Consider the following 23,464-nt stretch of genomic DNA (forward strand, 5'->3'; position numbering starts at 1 on the left):
GGTCGGAAAAAGCGCGATCCAACCAGCGATTGACCACTCCTACTTCTGAATAGCCTACGAGACATCCGCTGATTTTTACTAGTGTATAGACTTATGTCCATGCCGATATGCCTTCACCTACATACCTTGTAGATGTAACGAACAAGAAGGGGTGAGGTTAATGAGTTGCGGATGCAGAAGATCTCGTCGCAGATGCTTTAAATGCTGCGAAAAGAAAGTGTACAGAAAGCATTGCTTCTACAAGCCACACTACAAAACCCATTGTAAACCATACGGTCGTAGTTGGGGACACGGACATTGTGGAGGTGGAGGCCACTATGGCGGTTGGGGCCACTTTGGCGGCGGCTATGATGGTTACGGCTCCTCTCATGGTGGCGGGTATGGTGGAGGGTACGGCGGCATGTACGGTGGAAGTCACGAGAGCAAGTATTAATAGAGAAAGGCGCCGTGGTGGCGCTTTTTTCGTTTTTTCGCAAGTTTTGCGCAATTTGTCGTACAATAGAGGAAAAGGAGTAATGGAGGTATGGATATGCAATTCCTGAATGGGAAAGAGGAACGAATGTGGGCGATGATCGTACATCTATCCGCCTTCCTTGGTTTTATCGTTCCGTTCGGCAATGTACTAGGACCTTTAATCGTATGGTTGATCAAGCGTGAAGAAGGAGCCTTTTTTTATCAGCATGGAAAAGAGGCACTGAATTTTAGCATCTCGGTGACGATTTATGCCGCCATTTCAAGTTTGTTGATCATCATTTTTATCGGCGCACTATTATTAGGAGCCCTCTTTATTTTTTGGGCGATCTTCGTTATTATCGCTGCGGTGAAAGCGAATGAGGGAAAAGAATTCCGGTACCCGCTCACTCTCCGGTTTATAAAATAACCGTTCTTGGAAAAGCCGTTCCACTTGGGACGGCTTTTATATTTGTTTGAATTTTCTATTAAAAAAGAGGGTGAACAGTCGTTCATCTCGAATTATAAAGAGAGTGTAGTCGGTGAAGGGGGAGTCAAATCATGTTGACGGGAGTGACGATAGTTGATTTTTCTCGCCATCTTCCAGGTCCGATTTGTACGATGCGCCTGGCTGATTTGGGGGCAGAGGTCATCGAGGTGGAACCGTTTCACGACAAAGCTCACTCACCGTTAACCGGGCCTTCTCATCCTGAAGCTAGAGAGACGGGAGCGTTTTACCTGCGTTCACATCGCAATCATAAAAGTATTTCCTTGAATTTGCGGACGAATGAGGGAAAAGCGCTCGCGTTTGCTCTGGCCAGACAGGCTGATGTCGTGGTGGAAAGCTATCGACCAGGTGTTATGCGACATTTGGGACTTGATTACGATCGCCTGTGGGAGATGCACCCTGCGGTCATTTATTGCTCCGTGACGGGCTATGGTCAAAGCGGCGAGCTATACCAAATAGGGGGACATGACTTGAATGTCCAGGCAGTAAGCGGATTTCTCTCACTGGTTCGCGATCTGGAAGGCAAGCCTGTCGTTGCAGATATTCCGCTATCTGATTATGCACTCGGGTTGTATGCTAGTGAACAAATATGCGCGGCGCTTGTGCAACGAGCACGGACAGGACGAGGAGCTTATTTGGATGTTTCGTCAGCTGACTTGTTTAGTTCTTGGACAGGGCTGCATGCACTGTTCATGTTATACAGCTCCTCGATTGGACGGGAGACCGGGAGTGGGAGTTTGCTGGCGTATCAGGTCTTTGAGACAGCAGACGGTCAGTATGTCGCACTTGCTGCGTTGGAAGAGAAGTTCTGGCTTAATTTTTGCCGCGCGGTAGGAAGAGCAGACTGGGAGCTTTGCCATCGAGCTAGCGTTGCTGAGCATCCAGAGGTGTTTGACGATATGAAAGCACTGTTTTTGTCCAGAACCCAAGCCGAGTGGAGTGAACTGGGCAGTGAAGTGGATTGCTGTCTGACCGCCGTTGAAGATTGGGAAAACTGGGCAGACAATCCGTACGTTGCGAACAGGGAGATAGCGTATACGCTGCCTTATTTGGAAAAGAAGTCGCCCGATCAAGAGGGGAGCTTCGCACATCGATACAGGGCGGAGCGATTGTCACCCCCGTGGCACACCGATTACACGTACGAGCTGCTCAAACGCAAGCTGAACCTCACAGAGGAGGATTTGAGCAGGCTGCAAAGGCAGGGTGTTATTCCTGCTGCTTCTTCATAGGAAAGGGTGAGAAAAATGATGGAACAGGATCATCAAACGCAATTGATCGTAACAAAAGCTGGTGGAATCTGCACGATTACACTCAACAGGCCACACGTCCTCAATGCGATGACGGTTGAAATGTTTTCCCTTTTGCAGGACGCTATCGCAAAAGCCTCAGCAGATGAGGAGGTCGATGTGCTTATTTTGCGGGGAGCGGGGGGGAACTTTTGCTCCGGTGCTGATTTGGGCGTGTTAACTGCGCTGACGGATAAGAGTGACGCTGATCAATCATTGACGATCATTAATGATTTCATCACCAACTTGCATCAAATGCCAAAGCCTGTGATTGCAGTGATCGAGGGAGTAGCCGTCGGAGCGGGACTCAATCTCGCGTTGCATGCTGATTTCGTCATTGCGAGGGAAGACGCCCTGTTGCAGGAGCCTTTTGTCCAGATCGGTCTGACAACGGATTTTGGAGGGACATACCTTATGCCAAGGCTTGTTGGTACGGCGTGGGCGAAGCGTCTCGCACTGCTGGGAGAAAAGATTACAGGGAAAAAAGCGGAGGAAATCGGCTTGATCTATCGAGCGGTAGAAGCTAGTCAAGTCGAAAGTGAGGTTGAAAAATTGGTTGCTGCGGTACGTCGCCTGCCGAAGCAAGCGTATGCGGTAACAAAAGAAGGATTGGGACGCTGCCAGACAAACGGCCTAGAATATGCACTGGCCTGGGAAAAGCAACAGCAGCCGTCCCTAATCGCAAGTCCAGAATTTCAGGAGCTTGTACAAGCGAAGCTAAAGCGCACGTAGTGGTTTATTTTGGTAGTGGGATGTTTAGCTTATGAATGCGCTGTCCTGTCGCTGCACTTTCCTCGAACAAAGAGAGCACAGGTGATTTTGCGCTCGGGTCCAGCTTGAGATCGATGGAAAAGCTTCCCCAGTCAGGAGCGCCCATGCTAGCTGTCACAAAGCTATTTGCCAATGTCTTGTCTCCGTCCGTCACGACGAATCGTACGTTGGCTTCGTTCACGCGTGCTTCACCCTTAATCGTATATTGTCCTTCACCTGTTTTGGTGATCGCAATATTCCGAAACGATTCATTCTCGTATTGTCCCTTGTCTTCTCCAACAGGATGAGAATGTGTGCTAGCTGCTGCGGGCGGAATGATGGCGGGGAATGATACAGCAGTCAAGCTCATGGCGAGTAAGCAGGTTGTCAGCATATTTGTTCGAAATTGCATGTTTTTCCTTCCCTTCATTCGTTTTCCTCTCTAGGTTGTCGAAATTGGAGTGGAACTATTCTTGGGAGTTGTTTAGATTACGATTCCGTTAAAATGTGTATCCTTCGTGAAGAAGGGATGAGATAAAAGTCCAAAGGGAACTTTATCCGTTGAGCAAAGGACCATTCTGTGATAAAGTAGGGATATCAAGATCCTGCGATGTACGATAGGCCGTAAATGTTTCTAACCTTATACGTGTTTTTCGGGAGACGGAAACTGTGATGGATGTCAGGCCCACCTCCTTTTTGGATGCATGGGAAGGCTGAAGTGCAGAAGGGTCGCCCACCTGTGTGAGCGCAGGTTATAGAAACATGAGGTCAACGGCAGAGCGGGGACTTGGCCGTTTATGAATGCAATGAATTGCCGATAGCACAAAAAACCACTTGGAATCTGCTTCCAGGTGGTTTTTGTTTTTGTAGCTTGTTTAATGGGTGGTTTTGTTTTGTTTGCCCGAGCCGTGACCCTGCCCTTGCTTTTGGGAGCCCTGGTCTTGGTCCCCGTGATCGACAATGGTCAGGTCCTTTTCAAGTGTTTGGGAGTCTTGGGCGTCTTGAAGAATTTGATACATTTGCAGGAAGTTTGCTTTTTGTCCCTCAGGAATTCCTTTAATGCGGACGGTCAGTTCTTGCGGGCCGCCGCCATTTTGCTGTTGCCCACCTTGGCTGTTCCCTTGCCCGCTGTTTTCATTTGAACTCGGCTGCTCATCAAGAAAGCTGAGAAACATCGAGTCGCTGTCTTGGTTTTGTTGGTTGTTTTGTCCGCTGCCGTGTGATTGCTGTCCTTGTCCGTTTCCGCCTTGCCCGCCCTGTCCGCCTTGCTGCTCAAACAGCACGTTGAATTCGTTAAGATCGGTCTGGATGATGCCAATGACGTTCATCCTGATCCTCCTTCCAAATTAGAAATGATGCTTCAGCCCGGATGTTTGGAATGATGGACTCCGTGCCGTTGTAAGTAACCATGGAAAAAGTATTCGACCACCGTAATGGCAAATGCCGTCAACAACAAACCAGATAAGGATATGGTCTGACCAAACAAGTAACAGCCAAGCCACAAGGAGGCAAACACGAACAAGAAATCAGCGGAGCTCGCAAACGTATTGTTCGTACGCGGAAGGATTGTCAAATCAAGTACATAACCCAATAAACTGACAATCACGCTTGCGAGCACTGCAAACATAAGGGACGTTCCCGACCACCAAAGCCCTGGAATGGCAATGATTCCGTTAAACAAGAGCTTGAGAACGATGTTCAAAGAGCGAACACCACCTTTCATGCCCTTAGTATGAACTTAGGTAGTCGCACTATTCGTAGAAGAGGTGTTTGATTTTAATCGACGGATCAGTGCTTCATTGGGTGTCACATAAAGCGTTCGTTGCTGCTCGTAGATCACATAGCCAGGCTTGGCCCCGCTCGGTTTTTTTACATGCTTGACGAGCGTGTAATCTACGGGAATTTGACTTCCTTCTTTGGCACGACTGAAATAAGCCGCCAGATTTGCTGCTTCAAGCAACGTTTCATCCGAAAATTCACGAGCGCGAATGACTACATGGGATCCAGGGATATCCTTGGTGTGCAGCCATGTTTCTTGCGACGATGCGAGCTTGTTGGTCAAGTATTCATTTTGCTTATTGTTTTTACCGACCAAAATTTCAATGCCGTCCGAAGAAAAGTACGTATCAAGCTCTGGTCGGGTATCTTTTTTCTTGCGCGGACCGCGTTTTTTACGATCACGCATGTAGCCTTGCTCAACGAGCTCCTCGCGAATTTCTTCGGCATCTTTTAAGGTGGCATGTTCTAGTTGAACTAATACGCCGTCCAAGTACAAGAGTTCTGCCTGTGCTTGCTCAATCTGCTCACTTACGATGGAAAGGCTGTTTTTGGCCTTGTTATACCGCTTGTAATACGACTGCAAATTTTCCGATGGGGTCTTCAACGGATCAAGCGGAATTGTGATGGTACCTCCTGCTTCGTCATACCAGTTGACTGTGACGAGCTCGCGATCTCCTCGCTTCATTTGGTGCATATTGGCGGTCATCAATTCACCGTACAGGCGGAACTGATCTGCCTCATGCGCATCTTGCAGAGTTTGCTCGAGCTTCTCGATTTTCTTTTCATTTTTATTGCGCTCAGTGGTGACGAAACGAATTAAATCGTGCGCACGTTGCTTGACAGTGTCACGGAGCGCCTTTCCTTCGTAAAATGCCTGCAAGCATTCTTGAGCGGAAGGATAGGGGGTGGTAACCCCATTTGAGAGATGAGTCAGCTCAACGACGTGAAAATACGCTTTGCCATTTGCCTCTATAATGGATGGCAAATACTCATGAGCGTTGATTGCCTTCATCACCTGTGAAAAGGCAGCCCACAGTGTTTCACGATTCGCGAGGCCAGCTCTGTGCAAAATTTCTTTTGCCAATAAGGGGCTAATCCCGGTGTAGCCATCTACGATTTGCTTGTCCAAACGGCCGCCGTTCCAGTCGAGGGAAGAAATAAATGCTTGCTCGGTTACAGTGAGAGGGTCGCGTTTATCTTGGCTCGGAGGAGAGACATAAGGTCTGCCAGGCGTAACTTGTCTGTACTGGCTAATGGCGAGTGTCACATGCATGGCGCTATCCAAAATCATTCCGGTTGCAGGATCGATGAGGATGATGTTACTGTGCTTGCCCATGATCTCTACAATAATTCGGCGGACAGCCGTGTCACCCAGCTCATCTCGGGTGCGTACGTCGAAGTGAATGATTCGCTCCATCCCGATTTGCTGGACAGATTCAATTACGCCGCCTTCACAATGCTTGCGCAATAGCATGCAAAACATCGGAGCTTCCAGCGGATTCGTGAATTCTTCTGTCGTGATGTGCAAGCGGGGATAGGTCGGGTTTGCAGACAGGAGGAACTTTACCGTTTCTCCTTGTGTCCGTACTTGCATAACAATATCACTATGGTGGGGCTGGTGGATTTTCGAGATGCGTCCTCCTACCAGTTTATGTAATTCCCTCGCTACGGAGCGGGTTACTACGCCATCGAATGCCACAAAAGTCACCTCAGATCAAAAAAATGGCTAGAATAATAGATAGAGAGCTGCCAGTCACAGTGTAGCATAAGTCAGAGCAAGGAGGAATCTCATCGTGGTGGGGTTGCTTCGGTTGACACTGCCAAGAGTTGTCTCCTATAATAAATTAACGATTTTGCGTCTAATGGAAGTGAAAACTTGTGATTCGAAGCATGACTGGTTACGGTAGAAAAGAAGATAGCAAAGGTTCCATTCGAGCAACAGTCGAGATTCGTGCAGTGAATCACCGCTTTTCTGAGATTGTCGTGCGCCTGCCCAAAGCATGGAATATGCTTGAGGATTCGATTCGTAAGCTGGTCGCACAGTATGTCAGAAGAGGGCGTGTCGATGTCACTGTCTCAGTGGAAGGGAAAAATTCTTCTGCTACGGTTATGGACATTGACTGGGATGTAGCTGAACAGCTAGTCTCCATTTCCCGCGAGATGACTCAGCGTTTTTCGCTAGAGACGCCTTTAACCGTCAAGGATCTGCTACACTTTCCTGGCGTGATACATAACAAAGAGTCAGAGGACAATGTGGAGGAGCTGGCAGAGTGGCTCCAAGACCTAGTCAGGGGCGCAGCAATGGATCTCGTTTCGATGAAAGAGACCGAGGGTAATCTGCTACACGCTGATCTAGCCAGTCGCCTGACTGCCGTCAACACATGGACGCGGGAGATCTCCCAGTTGGCCCCACTTTGTAGGGAAGATTACAAGGGCCGACTTGAGCAGCGCGTAAGTGAGTGGGCCGGTTTGACACCTTTTGAATTGGACCCTGCTCGTGTAGCGCAAGAGGTTGCCTTTTTCGCTGATAAAAGTGATATTAGTGAAGAGTTGACCCGTTTAGATAGTCATTGCCAACAGTTTGCTGTTCAATTAGGCAAAGAAGAAGCAATTGGTCGAAAACTGGATTTTCTGCTCCAAGAAATGAATCGGGAAGCCAATACGATTGCTTCCAAAGCGAATCATTTGCGTATTCAGCATCTGGCTGTCGAGATCAAGACAGAACTGGAGAAGATGCGGGAGCAAATACAGAATGTCGAGTAGCATGAAAGGATGGGCTGGGCCGTCATGGCAATCAAGCTAATCAATATCGGTTTTGGCAACATCGTCAATGCCAACCGCATTATTTCAATTGTAAGTCCGGAGTCCGCTCCTATCAAACGGATCATCCAGGAAGCGCGTGATCGCAACATGCTTGTGGACGCTACCTATGGGAGACGTACACGTGCGGTAATTATTACAGACAGCGATCACGTGATTTTGTCAGCGGTACAGCCAGAAACAGTGGCACAGCGCTTGACTACGAAGGATGACGAATCGGACGAATAAAGTAGGAGTGTAAACAATGAGTATGGTTGATCGTGGTCTCCTTTTGGTTCTTTCCGGACCAGCTGGTGTGGGAAAAGGAACAGTATGCAAGGCGCTTCGTGAAGTGATGCCTGATCTGGTGTATTCTGTTTCGGCTACCACACGCCAGCCGCGTCCTGGAGAGGTGGAAGGAGTTAATTACTTTTTTAAAAGCCAGGAAGAGTTCAAGCAAATGATTGAAGAAGATGCTCTTCTGGAATGGGCAGAATACGTAGGAAATTACTACGGAACACCTCGTCATTTCGTGGACGATATGCTGAGTGAGGGGCGCGATGTCATTCTTGAGATCGAAGTTCAGGGTGCTCTTCAAGTAAAAGAGCGCTTCCCGCAAGGTACATTCCTGTTCCTGGCTCCGCCTGATTTAAACGAACTGGAAAACCGGATCGTGGGTCGCGGGACAGAATCACAGGAGATCATTCGCAAGCGCATGGAAGTGGCGCGTGCTGAAATTGAGCTCATGGACCACTACGATTATGTAGTCGTCAATGACGTCATCGAATCGGCTTGCGATCGAATTCAAGCGATTATTACAGCGGAACATCTGAAAAAAGAACGTCAGGTTCACAAATATAGCAAATGGTTACAGGAGGTTGAATAGAATTATGTTGTATCCATCTATTGACGAATTGACTGAAAAAGCGGAGAGCAAGTACATCCTGGTGACAGTAGCATCCAAGCGTGCGCGTCAGCTTCGCGAAAACAGCGAAGTTCAAGTAGTGAGACCCAAATCCAAAAAGTTTGTAGGTTTGGCACTGGAAGAGTTCATCTCCGACGAGCTCGTTCACGAGTTTTTGGACGGTCGCAAATAAGCAGTCACCTTTAAAAACAACCTCACGAGGTTGTTTTTTTCGGATTTCGGAAAGGGGAGAAAGGAGAGAGTGCAGATGCATTCGCTTGCAGGAAAACGTATTGTTCTTGGAGTTTCTGGCGGTATCGCTGCTTACAAGGCTGCTGCACTGACCAGCAAGCTGACACAGGCAGGTGCATTGGTGCATGTCATTTTGACAGAGAGCGCCTTACAGTTTATTCAGCCTTTGACGTTTCAAGCCTTGTCTCACCTGCCTGTTTATACAGATACATTTACAGAGCCAGACCCGCATGTGATTAGCCATATTGAACTGGCTGATCGAGCTGATCTCGTTTTGATCGCGCCAGCAACAGCTAACGTGATTGGCAAAATGGCGAATGGCATAGCGGATGATATGCTGACGACGACTGTACTGGCTACGAAAGCGCCTATCATGGTCGCGCCTGCCATGAACGTCAATATGTACAATCACCCTGCGGTTATCGCAAATATGGATAAGCTTACAGCTTATGGCTATCGGTTTGTTGAACCGGGTGTCGGGCTCTTGGCATGTGGCTGGATTGGCAAAGGACGTTTGGCGGAGCCAGAGGAAATCGTCGAAGCTGTTCGTCAATGGTTTGCTTCCGATGAGACAAGACAAACGATCCGAGAAAAAGATTTGTTGGACAAGCACGTACTGATCACAGCGGGACCGACTCGTGAAAAAATTGATCCAGTTCGTTACATAACCAATCATGCTTCAGGAAAAATGGGCTACGCCATCGCGGAAGCGGCACGAGACAGAGGCGCGAAGGTCACACTGATCAGTGGGCCGACTTCCTTGGCACGTCCTGATGGAGTGGAATTCATCGCGGTGGAATCGGTACAAGAAATGTTTGATGCCGTCATGGAGCAGTTGCCGGACTGTGACATCGTCGTCAAATCAGCAGCAGTGTCCGATTATCGACCGAAGCATGTAGCTGAACATAAGATGAAAAAGGGTGATGGTCCACTCGAACTTGCGCTAGAGAAAGCACCCGATATTTTAAAGACCATTGGTGAGCTGAAAACGAAGCAATTCGTCGTTGGCTTTGCAGCAGAGACCCAAAACGTGTTACAGCATGCCCAGTCCAAGCTGGAGCGAAAAAATCTCGATATGATCGTAGCCAACAACGTATTGCTCGAGGGAGCAGGTATGGGGAGCGATACGAATATCGTGACCTTGCTAACCCGTGGCGGAGAGCAACTGGCATTGGATAAATTGAGCAAGCGGGCTGTGGCAGATAAGCTGTTTGATGCTGTTCTTGCAGTGCAAGAGCATAGACCGCTCCAAGACCTGTCATGATTGCCCAAATTATCGTGGATGTTCCGGTCAATCGGACGAATCGACCTTTTGATTACCATGTTCCGCCTTGGTTGCGTCCACTGATTCGCATTGGCAGCCGTGTGGTTGTCCCATTTGGTCCTCGTCAACTGCAAGGTTATGTCATCGGGATCGTAGAGGATGACGAAGCTATACCAGATCGTTCGCGACTAAAAGACGTCGTGCAGGTACAAGACGACACTCCTCCTCTTACGCTAGAGCTGCTAAAGATGAGCGAATGGATGTCTAAGCAATACTTGTGTCCATGGGTAACGGCTGTACAGGCGATGCTTCCGGCTGTGCTCAAAGGGAAGTCGGAGAAGTGGCTGACGGCGACAGATGCATTAGACGAAGAAGCGTGCGGGAGATCGGGGCTTCTGTGGGAATTGTTTCGCAAAAGGCAACTACCGCTAACAGAAGTGGAGAAACAATTTGCGGAGGAGTATTTGCTCGTCCCGGGTTGGATACAGAGTGGTCTGCTTGCTACGGAGTATCAAGTAAGGGACAAAATTACCCGCAAGCAGCAATCATTTGTCCGGAGCTTATTGGATGAGGGTAAGCTGGAAGAAGCGATTAGTTCTCTGCCAGCGCGGGCAGAGCAGATGCGCCGTGTCCTTCAACTGATGCTCATGCACAAGGAGCAGTCCTTATCTGTACAAATGCTGCGGGATGAATACGGAATAACGCGTTCTCCGCTGAAAAGCCTGGAATCAAAAGGCTGGATCGCGATCGAGCAAGTGGAGGTTTATCGGGACCCGTACGCCAATCGACGTTTCCAGGAAATGCAAAAACCGGTCTTTACCCCGGTACAGGAAGCGGTACTGAGGCCTATCTTGCAATCGATTGAATCGGGAACCTATGCTTCTTACTTGCTGCACGGCGTTACCGGAAGCGGTAAGACCGAAGTGTATCTCGAAGCGATCGAACGCACGTTGGAAAAAGGGCGGGAGGCGATCTTTCTCGTTCCGGAAATTTCACTGACTCCACAAATGGTAGAACGCTTCAAGGCTCGTTTTGGTGCAGACGTCGCTGTTTTACACAGTGCATTGTCACAAGGAGAGCGCTATGACGAGTGGCGCAAGATCATTCGCAATCAAGTCAAAGTGGTGGTAGGTGCACGATCTGCCATCTTTGCTCCGTTTCGGAATGTTGGTTTGATTGTGATCGATGAAGAGCATGAGAGCTCGTATAAACAAGAAGAGACCCCTCGCTACCATGCACGGGAAGTAGCCCTGTGGCGAGCGAAAGAGAATCAGGGTGTACTCGTCATGGGTAGCGCGACTCCAGCCTTAGAGACGTATGCACTGGCTACACGAGGCCGATATGAGTTGTTGCGCATGCCGGAGCGTGTCGGGAATCGCCCGATGCCAGAGGTACATGTTGTGGATATGCGCGAGGAGCTTCAGGCCCAGAATCGTTCGATGTTCAGCCGGAAGCTGCATGAGATGATTGCGGATCGATTGGCAAAAGAAGAGCAGATGGTCATTTTCCTTAACCGAAGAGGCTTCTCTACCTTTGTCATGTGCCGATCCTGCGGCTATACGATGCGCTGCATTCATTGCGACATCTCGCTTACTTATCATAAAACGAATCATACGGCGCGCTGCCATTACTGTGGATACACCATCGCACAGCCTAAGCATTGTCCAGAGTGTCAGAGTGAGCATATACGCTTTTTTGGTACCGGAACGCAAAAGGTGGAAGCAGAGCTGGCAAAACTTTTTCCTGGAATCCGGGTCATCCGAATGGACGTGGATACGACCTCGCGTAAAGGCTCTCACGAAGAGCTATTAAACAAATTTCGCTCAGGTCAAGGCGACGTTTTGCTCGGTACGCAGATGATTGCCAAGGGCCTTGATTTTCCTCGAGTGACGCTGGCGGGAATCATTGCAGCGGATACTTCCTTGCATCTGCCTGACTTCCGTGCTGCGGAAAAGACATTTCAGCTCCTGACACAGGTAGGTGGACGGGCAGGGCGGCATGAGCTGGACGGCGATGTCGTGATTCAGACGTATACGCCGGAGCACTACAGCATTATTCATGCGACCAAGCATGATTATCCCGCATTTTATCAGGATGAAATGATGCAGCGCAGACGAACAGGCTACCCGCCGTATTTCCGTCTCGTATTAATTACGTTTAGCCACGCGGATGTACCTGTTGTTATCCGCGGTGCGCATACAATGGCTGACTATTTGCGGCAGCGTTTGGCACAGACAACGGTCCTCTTGGGCCCAGTCGCTTCGCCCATTGCAAGGGTGAAGGATAGATTTCGTTTTCAGATCATGCTAAAATATCGTGATGAACCGCAACTGTCAGACCTGCTCGCTCAGGCGACGGCTGCGTTTGAAGAATGGAACAAACAGCAGAAAGTATTGATGACGATTGACGTCGACCCTTACGTACTGCTTTAGGGAGGATATGAAACACATGGCGATTCGCACAATTGTAAAACATCCAGATCCGATTTTGCGTGAAAAAGCAATGGTCGTAACCAAATTTAATTCCAACTTGCACAAGCTGCTTGATGATATGGCAGATACGATGTACGATGCAGACGGTGTAGGCTTGGCTGCTCCACAAGTGGGCATCTCCAAGCGTGTCATCGTGATGGATTGCGGTGATGGACTGATTGAAATGATCAATCCGGAAATCGTTGAGCATGAAGGGGAGCAATACGATTATCCAGAAGGCTGCCTGAGCATTCCTGGTCTGCAAGGAGACGTTCGTCGCCACAAGTGGATCAAGCTGCGCGGTCATGATCGTAATGGGAATGTGGTTGAGCTCGAGGCAGACGACCTGTTGTCCCGTTGCGCTCAACATGAGATCGATCATTTGAATGGTGTCCTCTTTATCGATGTAGCTGACAAGGTGTACAAAGTAAACCCGAACCAGGAAGGGGAATAACCATTTGAAAGATGCTCGCATCCTGTTTATGGGTACGCCTGACTTTGCTGTATCGAGTCTTACGGCTGTGCTCGAAGCAGGCTACAACGTGATTGGAGTCGTAACAAAATCCGATCGTCCCGTTGGACGCAAGCAAGTATTGACGCCGCCCCCCGTGAAGGAGGCGGCTTTGCGTCATGGACTTTTGGTATTGCAACCGGAGAAAATCAAGGAAGTAGAAGCTTTGGATGAAGTGTTAGCGCTCGAGCCTGATCTGATCATTACCGCGGCGTATGGACAGATTTTGCCTAAAAAGCTGCTCGATGCACCGAAATATGGCTGCATCAATGTGCACGCTTCTCTTTTGCCGAAATATCGTGGGGGTGCCCCGATTCATAAATCAATTGTCGAGGGAGAAGCAGAAACAGGCGTGACCATCATGTACATGGTGGAAGCTCTCGATGCAGGGGATATGCTGTCCAAGGTAGTCGTTCCGATTGAGGAGCGCGATACCGTGGGGACCATGTTTGACAAATTGGCTGCGGCAGGCTCTGAGCTGTTGCTGGCTACCGTTCCACGCCTGTTGGCTGGTGAGCTCGTAGCAGAACAACAGGATCATTCGGCAGCGACTTTTGCCCCGAATATCAAGCGTACAGACGAAAAAATTGACTGGAGCCGTTCTGCGGAACAGATTTATAACCAAGTCCGCGGCTTGAATCCATGGCCAGTCGCATTTACTACATGCGAAGGCAAGATCTGGAAGCTGTGGTGGGTAGAAAAAATGCCTGCTTCGGGCGAAGGAAAAGAGCCGGGAACGATCATCGCCCGTGAGGAAGATGGTATCGTTGTCGCTTGCGGTAGCGGTGCAGTGAAAATAACCGAATTGCAGCCAGAAGGCAAAAAACGTATGAGTGCACTCGATTTTTTGCGTGGAGCGGGCAGCAGCATTGAAATCGGCACAAAGGTAGGAGAATAGTCCGTGGCAAAAAAGGGAGCTCGCGATATCGCCCTCGATGTTTTGAACAGGGTAGAAGAACATAAGTCCTACAGCAATCTTGAGCTGCGCAATGTCTTGGATCGGGAAAATCTCAGTGCAGTAGATGCAGGGCTGGTAACAGAGCTTGTGTATGGTACCATTCAGCGCAAGTTGACGTTGGATCATGTCCTTTCCCATTTTGTCGGGAATAAAAAGGTCCAGACCTGGGTCCGTAATTTGCTGCGTCTCAGCTTGTATCAAATTCACTTTTTAGACCGTATTCCTGAGCGCGCTGCCGTTCACCAGGCGGTTGAAATCGCCAAGAAACGTGGTCACCAAGGGATTGCTTCGATGGTCAACGGTGTCTTGCGTAATGTGTTGCGCCAGCCGGATGTGTGGGAGCGTCAGCCAAAAGGTGACCGTGCCTTACAAATCGCCGTAGCCTATTCTCATCCAGAATGGCTTGTGCGTCAGTGGCTCGCCGTATATGGCGAAGAGACGACGATTGCGATTTGCGAAGCCAACAACAGAACCCCGCATAGCTCTGTCCGGGTCAATGCATCGAAAACGACGAAAGATCAAGTGCTGGACAAGCTGGCGGAAGAAGGGCTGGAAGGACAAGCATCGACTGTCAGTCCTTATGCTATTCTGATGGAAGGCGGACATGCAGCAGGCTCTCGCTTGTTCAAGGAAGGCTACTTCACGATCCAGGATGAGAGCTCTATGCTCGTAGCACCAGCTCTTGCTGCCGAACCAGGCATGCGTGTACTGGATGCTTGCGCGGCACCTGGTGGAAAAACAACGCACATAGCAGAAATGATGGAAAACCGCGGGCAAATTATTGCGAGTGACGTACATCCGCACAAACGCGATCTGATTGCGAGTGCAGCGAAAAGACTCGGGATTACGATCATCGAGCCAATCGTTAGTGATGCGCTGGACCTACCTGAAAAAGCGCTGGGAACTTTCGATCGAATCCTGCTGGATGCGCCATGCACCGGTTTTGGCGTGATTCGTCGCAAGCCTGATCTGAAATGGAACAAAACGCCTGAAGACGTCCGTGCGATTGCTCAGCTACAGTACGAACTGCTCAAGACATTGGCGCCGATGCTTGCTCAGGGTGGTGTCATGGTTTACAGCACATGTACGATCGAGCCAGCAGAAAACCAGGAGATTGTTCGCCGCTTTGTCGAAGAACACCCTGATTTTGTATTAGATGATACACTGGCACAAGACCTGCCTGAGGCTGTCAGAAAGCATGTCGATGAAACCGGAGCCTGCGTACAAATTTTGCCTCACCATTTCGAGAGTGATGGATTCTTTATCGCGCGATTGAAACGAAGAGGATAAGGAAACGGACATACAAACAAGGGGTGGCGCACCAACGGGTGGAAAATGCCACTCCTTTGCCTTTGTTTGCGAGCGGGCGTATTGGTTTACACTAGGAAAAGCGACGCATTTATGAATCTGGATGTCAAAACCGTTTGAAGCGAGACGTCCCACGAGGTACAATGATAGAATGGATTTAGGTAAGCAATGATTTTGAGGATGTGGAGATAGAGAATGCCGTTAACGACATTTACTGGCGCAAAGCCGCTAATTTACAGTTTGACACAAGATGAAATGAAGGAATGGCTGGTTAGTGCTGGCGACAAAGCATTTCGTGCGCAACAAATTTTTGACTGGCTATATGTAAAGCGCGTCACTTCTTTTGACGAGATGAGCAATTTGTCCAAGGAGTTGCGCGAAAAGCTGGCTGATACATTCCGCATGGAGCCACTCAAGGAAATCACACATCAGGAGTCGCAGGATGGGACGATCAAGTTTTTGTTCCAGCTTGTTGATGGACATGCGATTGAGACGGTGATTATGCGTCATAACTACGGAAACAGCATTTGTGTTACGACACAGGTGGGCTGCCGTATCGGATGTACGTTTTGTGCCTCTACATTAGGTGGACTAAAGCGTAACCTGGATGCAGGTGAAATTGTCTCTCAAGTATTGACGGCACAACGCAGATTGGATGCGGAAGGTGAGCGTGTCAGTCACGTTGTCGTCATGGGGATCGGGGAGCCTTTCGAGAACTTCGAGAGCTTGATGGCGTTCTTGTCCGTAATCAACGATAACCGTGGACTGAATATCGGTGCTCGTCACATAACGGTTTCCACCAGTGGAATTGTGCCGAAGATTTACGAGTTTACTGAACGAGGCGGACAAGTGAACCTGGCGATTTCCCTGCACGCTCCAAACACGGAGCTGAGAAGCCAGCTGATGCCGATCAACCGCGGCTTCCCGCTCGATAAGCTGATGGAAGCATGCCACCATTACATTAACAAGACAGGGCGCCGCATCAGTTTTGAGTACGGTCTTTTCGGTGGGAAAAACGATCAGCCTGAGCATGCAGAGGAGCTGGCCGAACTCATTGGCGACATGCTTTGCCACGTGAATCTGATCCCGGTGAACTACGTACCAGAGCGTGATTATGTGCGTACGCCTCGCAATGAGATTTTTCAGTTCAAACGCATTTTAGAGGAAAAAGGAATCAATGTGACCATCAGACGCGAGCAAGGTAGTGACATTGCTGCTGCTTGCGGACAATTGAGGGCACAACACGCTAAAGAAACCGTGGGGTGATGCCATGGAAATCGCGATGAAATCCCATGTTGGCCGCGTTCGTCAGGTTAACGAGGACTATTATGCCTGTGTGACCGATTTAAACGGACGCGTGCTCGCCATTGTAGCAGATGGTATGGGTGGCCATCAGGCTGGTGATATCGCCAGTCGCCTTGCTGTTGAGCGAATAGTAAAAGAACTGCGTCACCTAGATGGGGACCTCGAAGCAGAGGATGTGCGTGAGCAATTGATGAACGCTATCCTGCTGGCGAATAAAGAAGTCTATGAATATGCGGTTGAACATCCGGAGTGCAGTGGCATGGGCACAACTGTGGTTGCTGCCTTGTTTGATCAATCCACTGTGATTACCGCGCATATTGGCGACAGCCGTCTGTATTTTTACAACCAAGACGGACTGGTCATGAAAACAGAAGACCATTCCCTTGTCAATGAGCTGGTGAAAAGTGGACAGATTACAGCCGAGGAGGCGTCTGTCCACCCTCACCGCAACGTTATTATGCGTTCGCTCGGGACTGAACCGGATGTGCTCATTGATCTTGGGCAGTTTGAATGGTCAGAGGATGATATCGTCTTGATTTGCTCAGATGGACTGAGCAACAAGGTCAGTCATCCTTCCTTAGAAGAAAATTTGCAGAAACAGATATCGTTACAAGCGAAGGTGGACGGTTTGGTGCAGGAAGCACTGGATGCCGGTGGGGAAGATAACATAACGCTGGTTGCCGTACGAAATACGCTTGATGCCGGTCAGGAAGAGGGGTGAGAGAGATGGAAGGTCAACGACTGGGAGGACGATACCAAATAGAATCCCGCGTCGGTGGGGGCGGTATGGCCATTGTATACAAGGCCAGAGATTTAATTTTGAATCGTCCAGTGGCAGTCAAAGTACTGCGTTCACAGTTTGGTACGGACGAAGATTTCGTCAATCGTTTCCGACGTGAAGCGCAGGCGGTGGCGAGCTTATCTCACCCCAATGTGGTTGGGGTGTATGATGTCGGTCAGGAAGGCGATACCCATTACATGGTGATGGAGTACATAGAAGGCTACACGTTGAAAGAGGTCATCATTCAACGTGGTGCGCTGCCGGTAGAAGAGGCAGTGCGGATAGCCGAGCAAATTTGCGATGCACTCGATCATGCGCATCAAAACCAGATCATTCATCGAGATATAAAGCCGCATAACATTATGATTGGAAAAAATGGTCGGGTGAAGGTTACGGACTTCGGGATTGCGCGAGCCGTTACATCAGCAACGATTACGCATACGAATGCGATGCTTGGCTCTGTCCATTATTTTTCGCCAGAGCAGGCGCGCGGTGGGATTACCGGGGAAAAATCCGACATTTACTCGCTGGGGATCGTCTTGTACGAAATGGTGACGGGTGAACTGCCGTTTTCCGGTGATTCGCCTATATCAGTGGCGCTCAAGCATTTGCAGGAGCCGCTTCCAGAGCCGCGCCAAGTCAATCCGGCTATCCCACAGAGTGTGGAGAATGTCATTTTAAAGGCGCTGGTAAAGGATCCGTTTCTCAGATACGCATCCGCGAGCGAAATGCTAGAAGATTTGGAGACCTGCCTGTTTCCAGAGCGATTAAACGAAGAAAAGCTGACGTTCCCGGTGGATGAAGAGATGACGCGTGTGGTGCCGATCATCACACCTGACATGCTCGAAGGCCATACCAATGGCAAAACCGGAGGAGCGGGGCGTGGTCGCTATGAGCAGCGTACGGAAGAAGAGGACGCCAAACCAGCCAAGAAACAATGGTGGGTCAAAGCCCTATTATGGGTAGGCGGTATCGGACTGTTTTTCGTACTGGCATTCTTCGGATTTAACTTACTGTTGAATCTGTTTCCTTCCGTTCCTGAGGCACAGGTACCTCATGTAGAAGGGATCGAAGTGACGCTTGCCGAGAAGAAGATTCAGGATGCCAAACTTGTTGCCCGTATCGTTGAAGAAGCCAATGATACGATAGAAAAGGGAATGGTAATACGCCAGGACCCTGCACCTCCCATGCGGTTAAAGGAAAATTCCGTTGTGACCTTGTATGTAAGCAAAGGACAACAAGAGATCAATATGCCAAATCTGGTTACGTTGCCGCGAGCAACAGCAGAGGAAGCATTGAAAAGCAATGGTTTTAAACTGGAGAATGTCACTTTCGTAGAGGAAGAGGACGACAAAGCCGAGGTAGGCACGGTTATCAAGCAGTCTCCAGCCGCAAATGAAAAGGTGTTCCCGACCAAAACGAATGTAACGGTCACGATTAGTAAAGGAAAAGCCTTCGTGAAAATGCCGGATGTCCGGAATAAATCCGTAGAGGCTGCACAAGTAGAATTGTTCAAAAGAGGGCTGTCTGTCGGTGAAATCAAGGAAGTGCCTACTTATACCACGGACAAACCAGGCATTGTTCTCAGCACGCACCCATACGATCCGGGAATGGATGTGCAAAAGAGTGTAGCAGTTCCGCTTGAGGTCAGCAATGGCCAATATCCGCAGGACGCCAAGCTGGCAAACGTTCCGGTTTATGTAGAGGTTGTGCCTGGTGAAACACTGGAAGTGAAAATTGAAGTGACAGATGCTCGTGGAGAAGCAAAAGTTCTCCATACGGATACGGTCACCGAAAATAAAGAGTACGATGTACCAATCGTCTTGGCGCCACAGAAGGACGGGGTAGTCAAGGTCTTTGTGAAACGATCGACTGATCAAGGCTTCAATGAATACCAGACGATTCCAGTTTCGTATAACAGCTTGCCATAGTGTAGTGGAGGGACATGAATGCCAGAAGGACGGATTGTGAAAGCGCTCAGCGGTTTCTATTATGTAGCCGACGGAGGGCGAATCTACAGTTGCCGTGCACGAGGGCTCTTCAAGAAAAAAGATGCAAAAGTAAATCCACTGGTTGGGGATTGGGTCGTCTACGATGCGATCAATGAGGACGAAGGCTATATCATGGAGGTGGGCGAACGGACGAATGAGTTGGTTCGTCCGCCCGTTTCCAATGTGGATCAGGCGGTACTCGTCTTTTCGATGTACAAGCCGATGTTCAGTCCGTTGCTGTTGGACAAGTTCCTGACGCACACGGAGCGTGCAGGGATTGATTCTGTGATTGTGCTATCCAAAGCCGATCAAGTATCGGAAGAAGAGGTAACCGAAATCGTGGAGAAATATGAAGCGATCGGGTACCGCGTGATTCCGACTTCAACAGCGGATGAACGTGGTGTGGAGGACGTACGTGAGATTTTGCGGGACCGTATTTCGGTTTTTGCAGGTCAGTCAGGTGTAGGCAAATCCTCCCTGATCAACATGCTGTTTCCGGGTGTCAGCCTGCAGACAGGAGATGTCAGCCAAAAGCTCGGACGAGGAAAGCATACAACGCGTCACGTCGAACTGATTCCGCTTGCGGGCGGCGGCTATGTGGCAGACACACCAGGCTTCAGTTCACTCGAATTTATCGATTTCTCCGAGCTTGATCTGGCGGAATCCTTCCGGGACTTTGCCGATCGCAGTTCGGAATGCAAGTTCCGTGGCTGTCTTCACGTAAGCGAGCCAGCTTGTGCCGTACAGGCCGCACTGGAGGCCGGGGAGATCAGTGAACAGCGCTACGCACACTACAAACAATTCCGCGAAGAGCTAAAAGAATACCAACGGAGGAACAAACCATGGTAAAAATCGCACCTTCTATCCTATCTGCTGATTTTGCCCGTTTGGGCGAAGAAATTCTCGATGTCGAGAAGGGAGGAGCAGATTGGATTCACGTGGATGTGATGGATGGACACTTCGTTCCAAACATTACGATCGGCCCTCTAATTGTGGAGGCGATTCGCCCAGTGACCAAGCTGCCTCTCGATGTACACTTGATGATTGAGGATCCAGATCGCTACATTCCGCAATTCGCGAAAAGTGGGGCAGACTGGATTACTGTTCATCAGGAAGCATGCCGTCATCTGCATCGCACGCTGTACTTGATCAAGGAGCAAGATGTGAAAGCGGGAGTAGTATTGAACCCGGCTACACCGATTTCCACGATCGAGCCAGTCCTTGCTGACTTGGATATGGTTCTCCTCATGACAGTGAACCCTGGTTTTGGTGGACAAAAATTCATTCACAGCGTTGTGCCAAAGGTTGCCCAGTTGCGTCAAATGCTGAACGAGCGTGGCTTGGGGCATGTGGAAATCGAAATCGATGGCGGTGTCAATGCACAAACAGCACGTTTGTGCGAGGAAGCAGGAGCGACTGTCCTCGTTGCAGGTAGCGCGGTATTCAATCAGGCAGATCGCGGTCAAGCGATCGCTGCGATTCGTGGATAGTAAGAATAATACGTAGCTCTAAGCTGACGACGATATGCAATCGGCGTCAGCTTTTTTGTGCTTTTTTCTGTTTATGTTGTTTGTAATCATCTGAATATTGTAACTAATTATGTGATAAATCAATTAATAATAAAAATAAAAGTATAATTATAGTTCATACTACAAATAGAATGAAATCGAATTATTCTTACTCTTATAAGGATTATTGGTTATAGATGGTGAATGTTAATTAACAAAAATAAAACATTTTGGAAAATATTGCTTTTTAATAAATATAATGATTAAATCAAATTATCCAGATAGTGGTAAAAATTTCCTGTCTGAGAGATACTGGCCAGTATCAAGAAATGTTTCTCGCCCTCTAAAAAAAATCAGGAGTTGATCATGTATGAAATCGTTATGGAAAAACAGTGTAGCGGTTCTCACCATTCTCTCCATTCTGCCATTTTCACAAACTGCCGTGCACGCTGAACAAAAACATTCGGAGCCGATCTCGACTTCTCAAGTAGACGTGCAAACGAAAAAAATGTCTATCGAAAAAGAAGGTACCTTGACAGCGGTTGAACGAGCATTCGTAGGAAAAGTAAAATCGAAGAAGGGCGTACATCGCCAAGGCGACCTGTATGTGGTCTCCCGTGGTGAAATGCCTACCTCTGGCTACAATTTGAAGGTTGTTGGAACGCAGCAAGGATGGGAAATGCTCACGGTTTATGTAGAGCTGACAAATCCTGCTCCAGAAGAGATTACAATGCCAGCGGTGCACACACCTTATATCATTGTGCGTGCAAGCCTACCGCCGTACACAACTATGGTGTTTATGGATGCGAATACAGATAAGGTGTTGTTCCGATAAACTGCTTGATGGATAGAAGTAAAAAAAGGCCGGATGATTATATCCGGCCTTTTTTCGTCGCAGAGCTGCTATTCTATTTCGGAAGAGTGCTAAATTAAGGCTGATTTGATGTTACATACGTACCGGCGATCAAATCATGGATCGAGCGTTTATCCTGACGAACACCAACCATGATGGCGCTGACGATTATACCAAGACCGAGTGTAATGACATACACGATTCCTCCAACTAAGTTGCGTAACAGCATGGTTCCGATTCCTACAGGCTCTCCATCGATTCGGGCGATGCGAATAACGGCAATTCGTTTGCCCACTGTATAGCCATGCCAAAATACAGGCACGAGGAGGCTGTACAGTGAGGAGATGATGTTGGTAACAAGATTGTCTTCTGTATTGCCTGTAATGATATAGGTGATCAGTAGTAGCGGTAGTCCGATAATGATTGCATCTAGTAGACCGGCACCCAGCCGGCGCCAAAATCCTACGGGATTGCTTGGCGATGTGGTGATTGATTCCATGTTTTACCTCTCCTTGTTATTCGAATAGGAATATATATGACTGCCTATTCAAAAATAGTGCAGATAAGGCTCCGTCGTTAACTAGACGGAGCCTTAATTTTCCATAAAATTATACACTTGTAAATTTATTATGACAAGGTTAAAAACATCCGAAGCATTACGGCAATCCTGCCAGGAATGGCGTCAATGACGATATGCTCGTGGGAAGCGTGGGCTCCATCACCAACAGGTCCCAAACCGTCAAGCGTTGGTGTTCCTGCATCAGCGGCGAAGTTTCCATCGCTTGTTCCACCGACACCTTGCTCCGTCAATTCAAATCCTTCCAGACGCGCTTGTTCCTGAGCATGCAAGAACAGTTGCTCGGTACCAGCTGTTCGTTCCATAGGAGGCTTGGTGATTCCGCCTTCCACGATCAGCTTGGCTTCGGGATGGACAGGGGTCAACTGACTCATCAATTGGGTAATACGCTCGCTTTCCTCGCGGCTTTGGATACGCACATCGATTTCTGTCATGGCAAAGTCAGGTACGACGTTCGATGCACTTCCGCCTGTAATGGTACCGACAGACAAGGTAGTGCCTGCCTCATAATTCGTAAACGATTGAATATCGAGGACGTGGTGGGCCAGCTCAGCGATCGCATTGATCCCCTTAGCGTGATCATTGCCTGCATGTGCAGCGCGGCCTGTTACTTTTAAAATGAAGTCTCCGCCACCTTTGCGGCTTGTTTTCAAAGAGCCATCTCCTGCGGCAGGCTCTAGTACCAATGCATATTTACTTCTTTTTGCTTCCTCTCTAATGAGCATTTCGGAGGAAGCACTGCCAATCTCTTCGTCGGTGTTCCAAAAAAAGACGAGCTTATTTTTGGGCGAGAGATTGTGTTCCATCATGGCGCGCAGGGCGAAATAGCTAAAAACGATCCCTGCTTTCATGTCGTATGTACCAGGCCCATAGAGTCGGCCATTTTCCTCGCGACAAGGCTCAACGGCTAATGTTCCAATCTCTTTTACGGTATCGAAGTGACCGAGAATGAGGATTTGCTCGTCGCCATCTCCATACTCCATTCGCAGCTGATTTCCGTATTGTTCTTGTGGCAAGCTCTCTACCCGACACCCCAATTGGCGAAAGCGTTCGGCAATCAGGCTGCCCAATCGATCGACAGCTTGCTTGTTATGGGTGGGTGTTTCCATCTCTACATATGTACGCAGTTCCTCGATAATTTCTGGGAGTTGCTGCTGAAAATAGGACGTCCAGTTTTTCTCCATGTCAGCCTCCTGTAATTCCTTTTAC

24 protein-coding genes and 1 other RNA gene are annotated in these 23,464 nt (G+C 48.9%); 19 read left to right on the top strand and 6 right to left on the bottom strand.

The window, feature by feature from the left end:
* The first annotated feature begins 529 nt into the window (after positions 1-529).
* The 3 genes from HP399_RS12120 (at position 530) to HP399_RS12130 (ending at position 2,976) form a co-directional block, all read left to right on the top strand.
* Positions 530-880: a DUF4870 domain-containing protein gene (locus HP399_RS12120; RefSeq protein ID WP_017249475.1), complete on the top strand. Its 351-nt coding sequence runs from the start codon at positions 530-532 to the stop codon at positions 878-880.
* A gap of 131 nt (positions 881-1,011) precedes the next feature.
* Positions 1,012-2,187, top strand: a complete 1,176-nt coding sequence (locus HP399_RS12125; protein ID WP_173617290.1) for a CaiB/BaiF CoA transferase family protein — start codon at positions 1,012-1,014, stop codon at positions 2,185-2,187.
* 18 nt (positions 2,188-2,205) lie between these two features.
* A complete protein-coding gene (locus tag HP399_RS12130; RefSeq protein ID WP_173617512.1) occupies positions 2,206-2,976 on the top strand; it encodes an enoyl-CoA hydratase/isomerase family protein in 771 nt (256 codons plus the stop codon).
* A gap of 4 nt (positions 2,977-2,980) precedes the next feature.
* Here HP399_RS12130 and HP399_RS12135 read toward each other — a convergent pair whose 3' ends face one another.
* Positions 2,981-3,406 (bottom strand): Gmad2 immunoglobulin-like domain-containing protein, encoded by a 426-nt coding sequence (locus HP399_RS12135; protein WP_173617291.1) that lies wholly within the window; start codon positions 3,404-3,406, stop codon positions 2,981-2,983.
* A gap of 187 nt (positions 3,407-3,593) precedes the next feature.
* Here HP399_RS12135 and ssrS point away from each other — a divergent pair.
* Positions 3,594-3,784, top strand: a non-coding RNA gene (ssrS, locus tag HP399_RS12140) — 6S RNA.
* 85 nt (positions 3,785-3,869) lie between these two features.
* Here ssrS and HP399_RS12145 read toward each other — a convergent pair.
* The 3 genes from HP399_RS12145 to HP399_RS12155 are packed head-to-tail and all read right to left on the bottom strand — an operon-like array spanning position 3,870 to position 6,472.
* A complete protein-coding gene (locus HP399_RS12145; protein ID WP_173617292.1) occupies positions 3,870-4,322 on the bottom strand; it encodes a hypothetical protein in 453 nt (150 codons plus the stop codon).
* Positions 4,323-4,354: 32 nt separating this feature from the next.
* Entirely contained in the window at positions 4,355-4,696 is a 342-nt protein-coding gene (locus tag HP399_RS12150; RefSeq protein ID WP_007728396.1) for a DUF2512 family protein, read from the bottom strand.
* A gap of 36 nt (positions 4,697-4,732) precedes the next feature.
* The gene (locus HP399_RS12155) at positions 4,733-6,472 is read right to left on the bottom strand and encodes an Rqc2 family fibronectin-binding protein (protein ID WP_173617293.1); all 1,740 of its coding nucleotides are present in this window, start codon (positions 6,470-6,472) and stop codon (positions 4,733-4,735) included.
* 179 nt (positions 6,473-6,651) lie between these two features.
* Between HP399_RS12155 and HP399_RS12160 the strand changes: the two genes are divergently transcribed.
* The 15 genes from HP399_RS12160 (at position 6,652) to HP399_RS12230 (ending at position 21,660) form a co-directional block, all read left to right on the top strand.
* A complete protein-coding gene (locus HP399_RS12160) occupies positions 6,652-7,536 on the top strand; it encodes a YicC/YloC family endoribonuclease (protein ID WP_173617294.1) in 885 nt (294 codons plus the stop codon).
* A 24-nt stretch (positions 7,537-7,560) separates the two neighbouring features.
* Positions 7,561-7,821: an extracellular matrix/biofilm regulator RemA gene (remA, locus tag HP399_RS12165; protein WP_015891999.1), complete on the top strand. Its 261-nt coding sequence runs from the start codon at positions 7,561-7,563 to the stop codon at positions 7,819-7,821.
* Between the two features lie 16 nt (positions 7,822-7,837).
* Positions 7,838-8,458 carry a guanylate kinase gene (gene gmk / locus HP399_RS12170; protein ID WP_173617295.1) on the top strand — a complete coding sequence of 207 codons (621 nt, stop codon included), beginning with the start codon at positions 7,838-7,840 and terminating at the stop codon, positions 8,456-8,458.
* 4 nt (positions 8,459-8,462) lie between these two features.
* On the top strand, positions 8,463-8,669 hold the full coding sequence (rpoZ, locus tag HP399_RS12175; RefSeq protein ID WP_007728388.1) for a DNA-directed RNA polymerase subunit omega: 207 nt from the start codon (positions 8,463-8,465) through the stop codon (positions 8,667-8,669).
* A gap of 75 nt (positions 8,670-8,744) precedes the next feature.
* Entirely contained in the window at positions 8,745-9,992 is a 1,248-nt protein-coding gene (gene coaBC, locus HP399_RS12180; protein WP_173617296.1) for a bifunctional phosphopantothenoylcysteine decarboxylase/phosphopantothenate--cysteine ligase CoaBC, read from the top strand.
* Entirely contained in the window at positions 9,989-12,424 is a 2,436-nt protein-coding gene (priA, locus tag HP399_RS12185; protein WP_173617297.1) for a primosomal protein N', read from the top strand. The genes coaBC and priA overlap by 4 nt, the downstream gene beginning before the upstream one ends.
* Before the next feature lie 16 nt (positions 12,425-12,440).
* Positions 12,441-12,917 carry a peptide deformylase gene (gene def / locus HP399_RS12190; RefSeq protein WP_007728382.1) on the top strand — a complete coding sequence of 159 codons (477 nt, stop codon included), beginning with the start codon at positions 12,441-12,443 and terminating at the stop codon, positions 12,915-12,917.
* 4 nt (positions 12,918-12,921) lie between these two features.
* Positions 12,922-13,872, top strand: a complete 951-nt coding sequence (gene fmt, locus HP399_RS12195; RefSeq protein ID WP_173617298.1) for a methionyl-tRNA formyltransferase — start codon at positions 12,922-12,924, stop codon at positions 13,870-13,872.
* Positions 13,873-13,875: 3 nt separating this feature from the next.
* On the top strand, positions 13,876-15,222 hold the full coding sequence (rsmB, locus tag HP399_RS12200) for a 16S rRNA (cytosine(967)-C(5))-methyltransferase RsmB (protein WP_173617299.1): 1,347 nt from the start codon (positions 13,876-13,878) through the stop codon (positions 15,220-15,222).
* Between the two features lie 213 nt (positions 15,223-15,435).
* The gene (gene rlmN, locus HP399_RS12205) at positions 15,436-16,506 is read left to right on the top strand and encodes a dual-specificity RNA methyltransferase RlmN (RefSeq protein ID WP_173617300.1); all 1,071 of its coding nucleotides are present in this window, start codon (positions 15,436-15,438) and stop codon (positions 16,504-16,506) included.
* 4 nt (positions 16,507-16,510) lie between these two features.
* The gene (locus tag HP399_RS12210) at positions 16,511-17,266 is read left to right on the top strand and encodes a Stp1/IreP family PP2C-type Ser/Thr phosphatase (protein ID WP_173617301.1); all 756 of its coding nucleotides are present in this window, start codon (positions 16,511-16,513) and stop codon (positions 17,264-17,266) included.
* Positions 17,267-17,271: 5 nt separating this feature from the next.
* Positions 17,272-19,257, top strand: a complete 1,986-nt coding sequence (pknB, locus tag HP399_RS12215) for a Stk1 family PASTA domain-containing Ser/Thr kinase (protein ID WP_173617302.1) — start codon at positions 17,272-17,274, stop codon at positions 19,255-19,257.
* An 18-nt stretch (positions 19,258-19,275) separates the two neighbouring features.
* Positions 19,276-20,166: a ribosome small subunit-dependent GTPase A gene (rsgA, locus tag HP399_RS12220; RefSeq protein WP_173617303.1), complete on the top strand. Its 891-nt coding sequence runs from the start codon at positions 19,276-19,278 to the stop codon at positions 20,164-20,166.
* Positions 20,160-20,807, top strand: coding sequence for a ribulose-phosphate 3-epimerase (gene rpe / locus HP399_RS12225; protein WP_173617304.1), 648 nt, complete (start codon positions 20,160-20,162; stop codon positions 20,805-20,807). The genes rsgA and rpe overlap by 7 nt, the downstream gene beginning before the upstream one ends.
* 388 nt (positions 20,808-21,195) lie before the next feature.
* Complete coding sequence (locus tag HP399_RS12230; protein WP_173617305.1) at positions 21,196-21,660, top strand: protease complex subunit PrcB family protein; 465 nt, start codon at positions 21,196-21,198, stop codon at positions 21,658-21,660.
* 94 nt (positions 21,661-21,754) lie between these two features.
* Here HP399_RS12230 and HP399_RS12235 read toward each other — a convergent pair whose 3' ends face one another.
* Together HP399_RS12235 and HP399_RS12240 are read right to left on the bottom strand one after the other, a co-directional pair.
* Positions 21,755-22,177: an RDD family protein gene (locus tag HP399_RS12235; protein WP_007728371.1), complete on the bottom strand. Its 423-nt coding sequence runs from the start codon at positions 22,175-22,177 to the stop codon at positions 21,755-21,757.
* Between the two features lie 128 nt (positions 22,178-22,305).
* Positions 22,306-23,439 (bottom strand): M20 family metallopeptidase, encoded by a 1,134-nt coding sequence (locus tag HP399_RS12240; protein ID WP_173617306.1) that lies wholly within the window; start codon positions 23,437-23,439, stop codon positions 22,306-22,308.
* Positions 23,440-23,464: the final 25 nt, after the last annotated feature.

Origin of the sequence: Brevibacillus sp. DP1.3A, assembly GCF_013284245.2 — a bacterium.
In the GTDB taxonomy this organism is placed as follows: Bacteria; Bacillota; Bacilli; order Brevibacillales; family Brevibacillaceae; genus Brevibacillus.

Bases quoted from the DNA above. Each gene is read 5' to 3' on its own strand.
- def (WP_007728382.1), top strand. From the start codon at position 12,441: ATGGCGATTCGCACAATTGTAAAACATCCAGATCCGATTTTGCGTGAA.
- HP399_RS12235 (WP_007728371.1), bottom strand. From the start codon at position 22,177: ATGGAATCAATCACCACATCGCCAAGCAATCCCGTAGGATTTTGGCGC.
- HP399_RS12130 (WP_173617512.1), top strand. From the start codon at position 2,206: ATGGAACAGGATCATCAAACGCAATTGATCGTAACAAAAGCTGGTGGA.
- HP399_RS12120 (WP_017249475.1), top strand. From the start codon at position 530: ATGCAATTCCTGAATGGGAAAGAGGAACGAATGTGGGCGATGATCGTA.
- rpe (WP_173617304.1), top strand. From the start codon at position 20,160: ATGGTAAAAATCGCACCTTCTATCCTATCTGCTGATTTTGCCCGTTTG.
- gmk (WP_173617295.1), top strand. From the start codon at position 7,838: ATGAGTATGGTTGATCGTGGTCTCCTTTTGGTTCTTTCCGGACCAGCT.
- remA (WP_015891999.1), top strand. From the start codon at position 7,561: ATGGCAATCAAGCTAATCAATATCGGTTTTGGCAACATCGTCAATGCC.
- HP399_RS12230 (WP_173617305.1), top strand. From the start codon at position 21,196: ATGAAATCGTTATGGAAAAACAGTGTAGCGGTTCTCACCATTCTCTCC.
- coaBC (WP_173617296.1), top strand. From the start codon at position 8,745: ATGCATTCGCTTGCAGGAAAACGTATTGTTCTTGGAGTTTCTGGCGGT.
- priA (WP_173617297.1), top strand. From the start codon at position 9,989: ATGATTGCCCAAATTATCGTGGATGTTCCGGTCAATCGGACGAATCGA.
- HP399_RS12125 (WP_173617290.1), top strand. From the start codon at position 1,012: ATGTTGACGGGAGTGACGATAGTTGATTTTTCTCGCCATCTTCCAGGT.
- pknB (WP_173617302.1), top strand. From the start codon at position 17,272: ATGGAAGGTCAACGACTGGGAGGACGATACCAAATAGAATCCCGCGTC.
- rsgA (WP_173617303.1), top strand. From the start codon at position 19,276: ATGCCAGAAGGACGGATTGTGAAAGCGCTCAGCGGTTTCTATTATGTA.
- HP399_RS12240 (WP_173617306.1), bottom strand. From the start codon at position 23,439: ATGGAGAAAAACTGGACGTCCTATTTTCAGCAGCAACTCCCAGAAATT.
- HP399_RS12145 (WP_173617292.1), bottom strand. From the start codon at position 4,322: ATGAACGTCATTGGCATCATCCAGACCGATCTTAACGAATTCAACGTG.
- rpoZ (WP_007728388.1), top strand. From the start codon at position 8,463: ATGTTGTATCCATCTATTGACGAATTGACTGAAAAAGCGGAGAGCAAG.
- HP399_RS12135 (WP_173617291.1), bottom strand. From the start codon at position 3,406: ATGCAATTTCGAACAAATATGCTGACAACCTGCTTACTCGCCATGAGC.
- rlmN (WP_173617300.1), top strand. From the start codon at position 15,436: ATGCCGTTAACGACATTTACTGGCGCAAAGCCGCTAATTTACAGTTTG.
- HP399_RS12210 (WP_173617301.1), top strand. From the start codon at position 16,511: ATGGAAATCGCGATGAAATCCCATGTTGGCCGCGTTCGTCAGGTTAAC.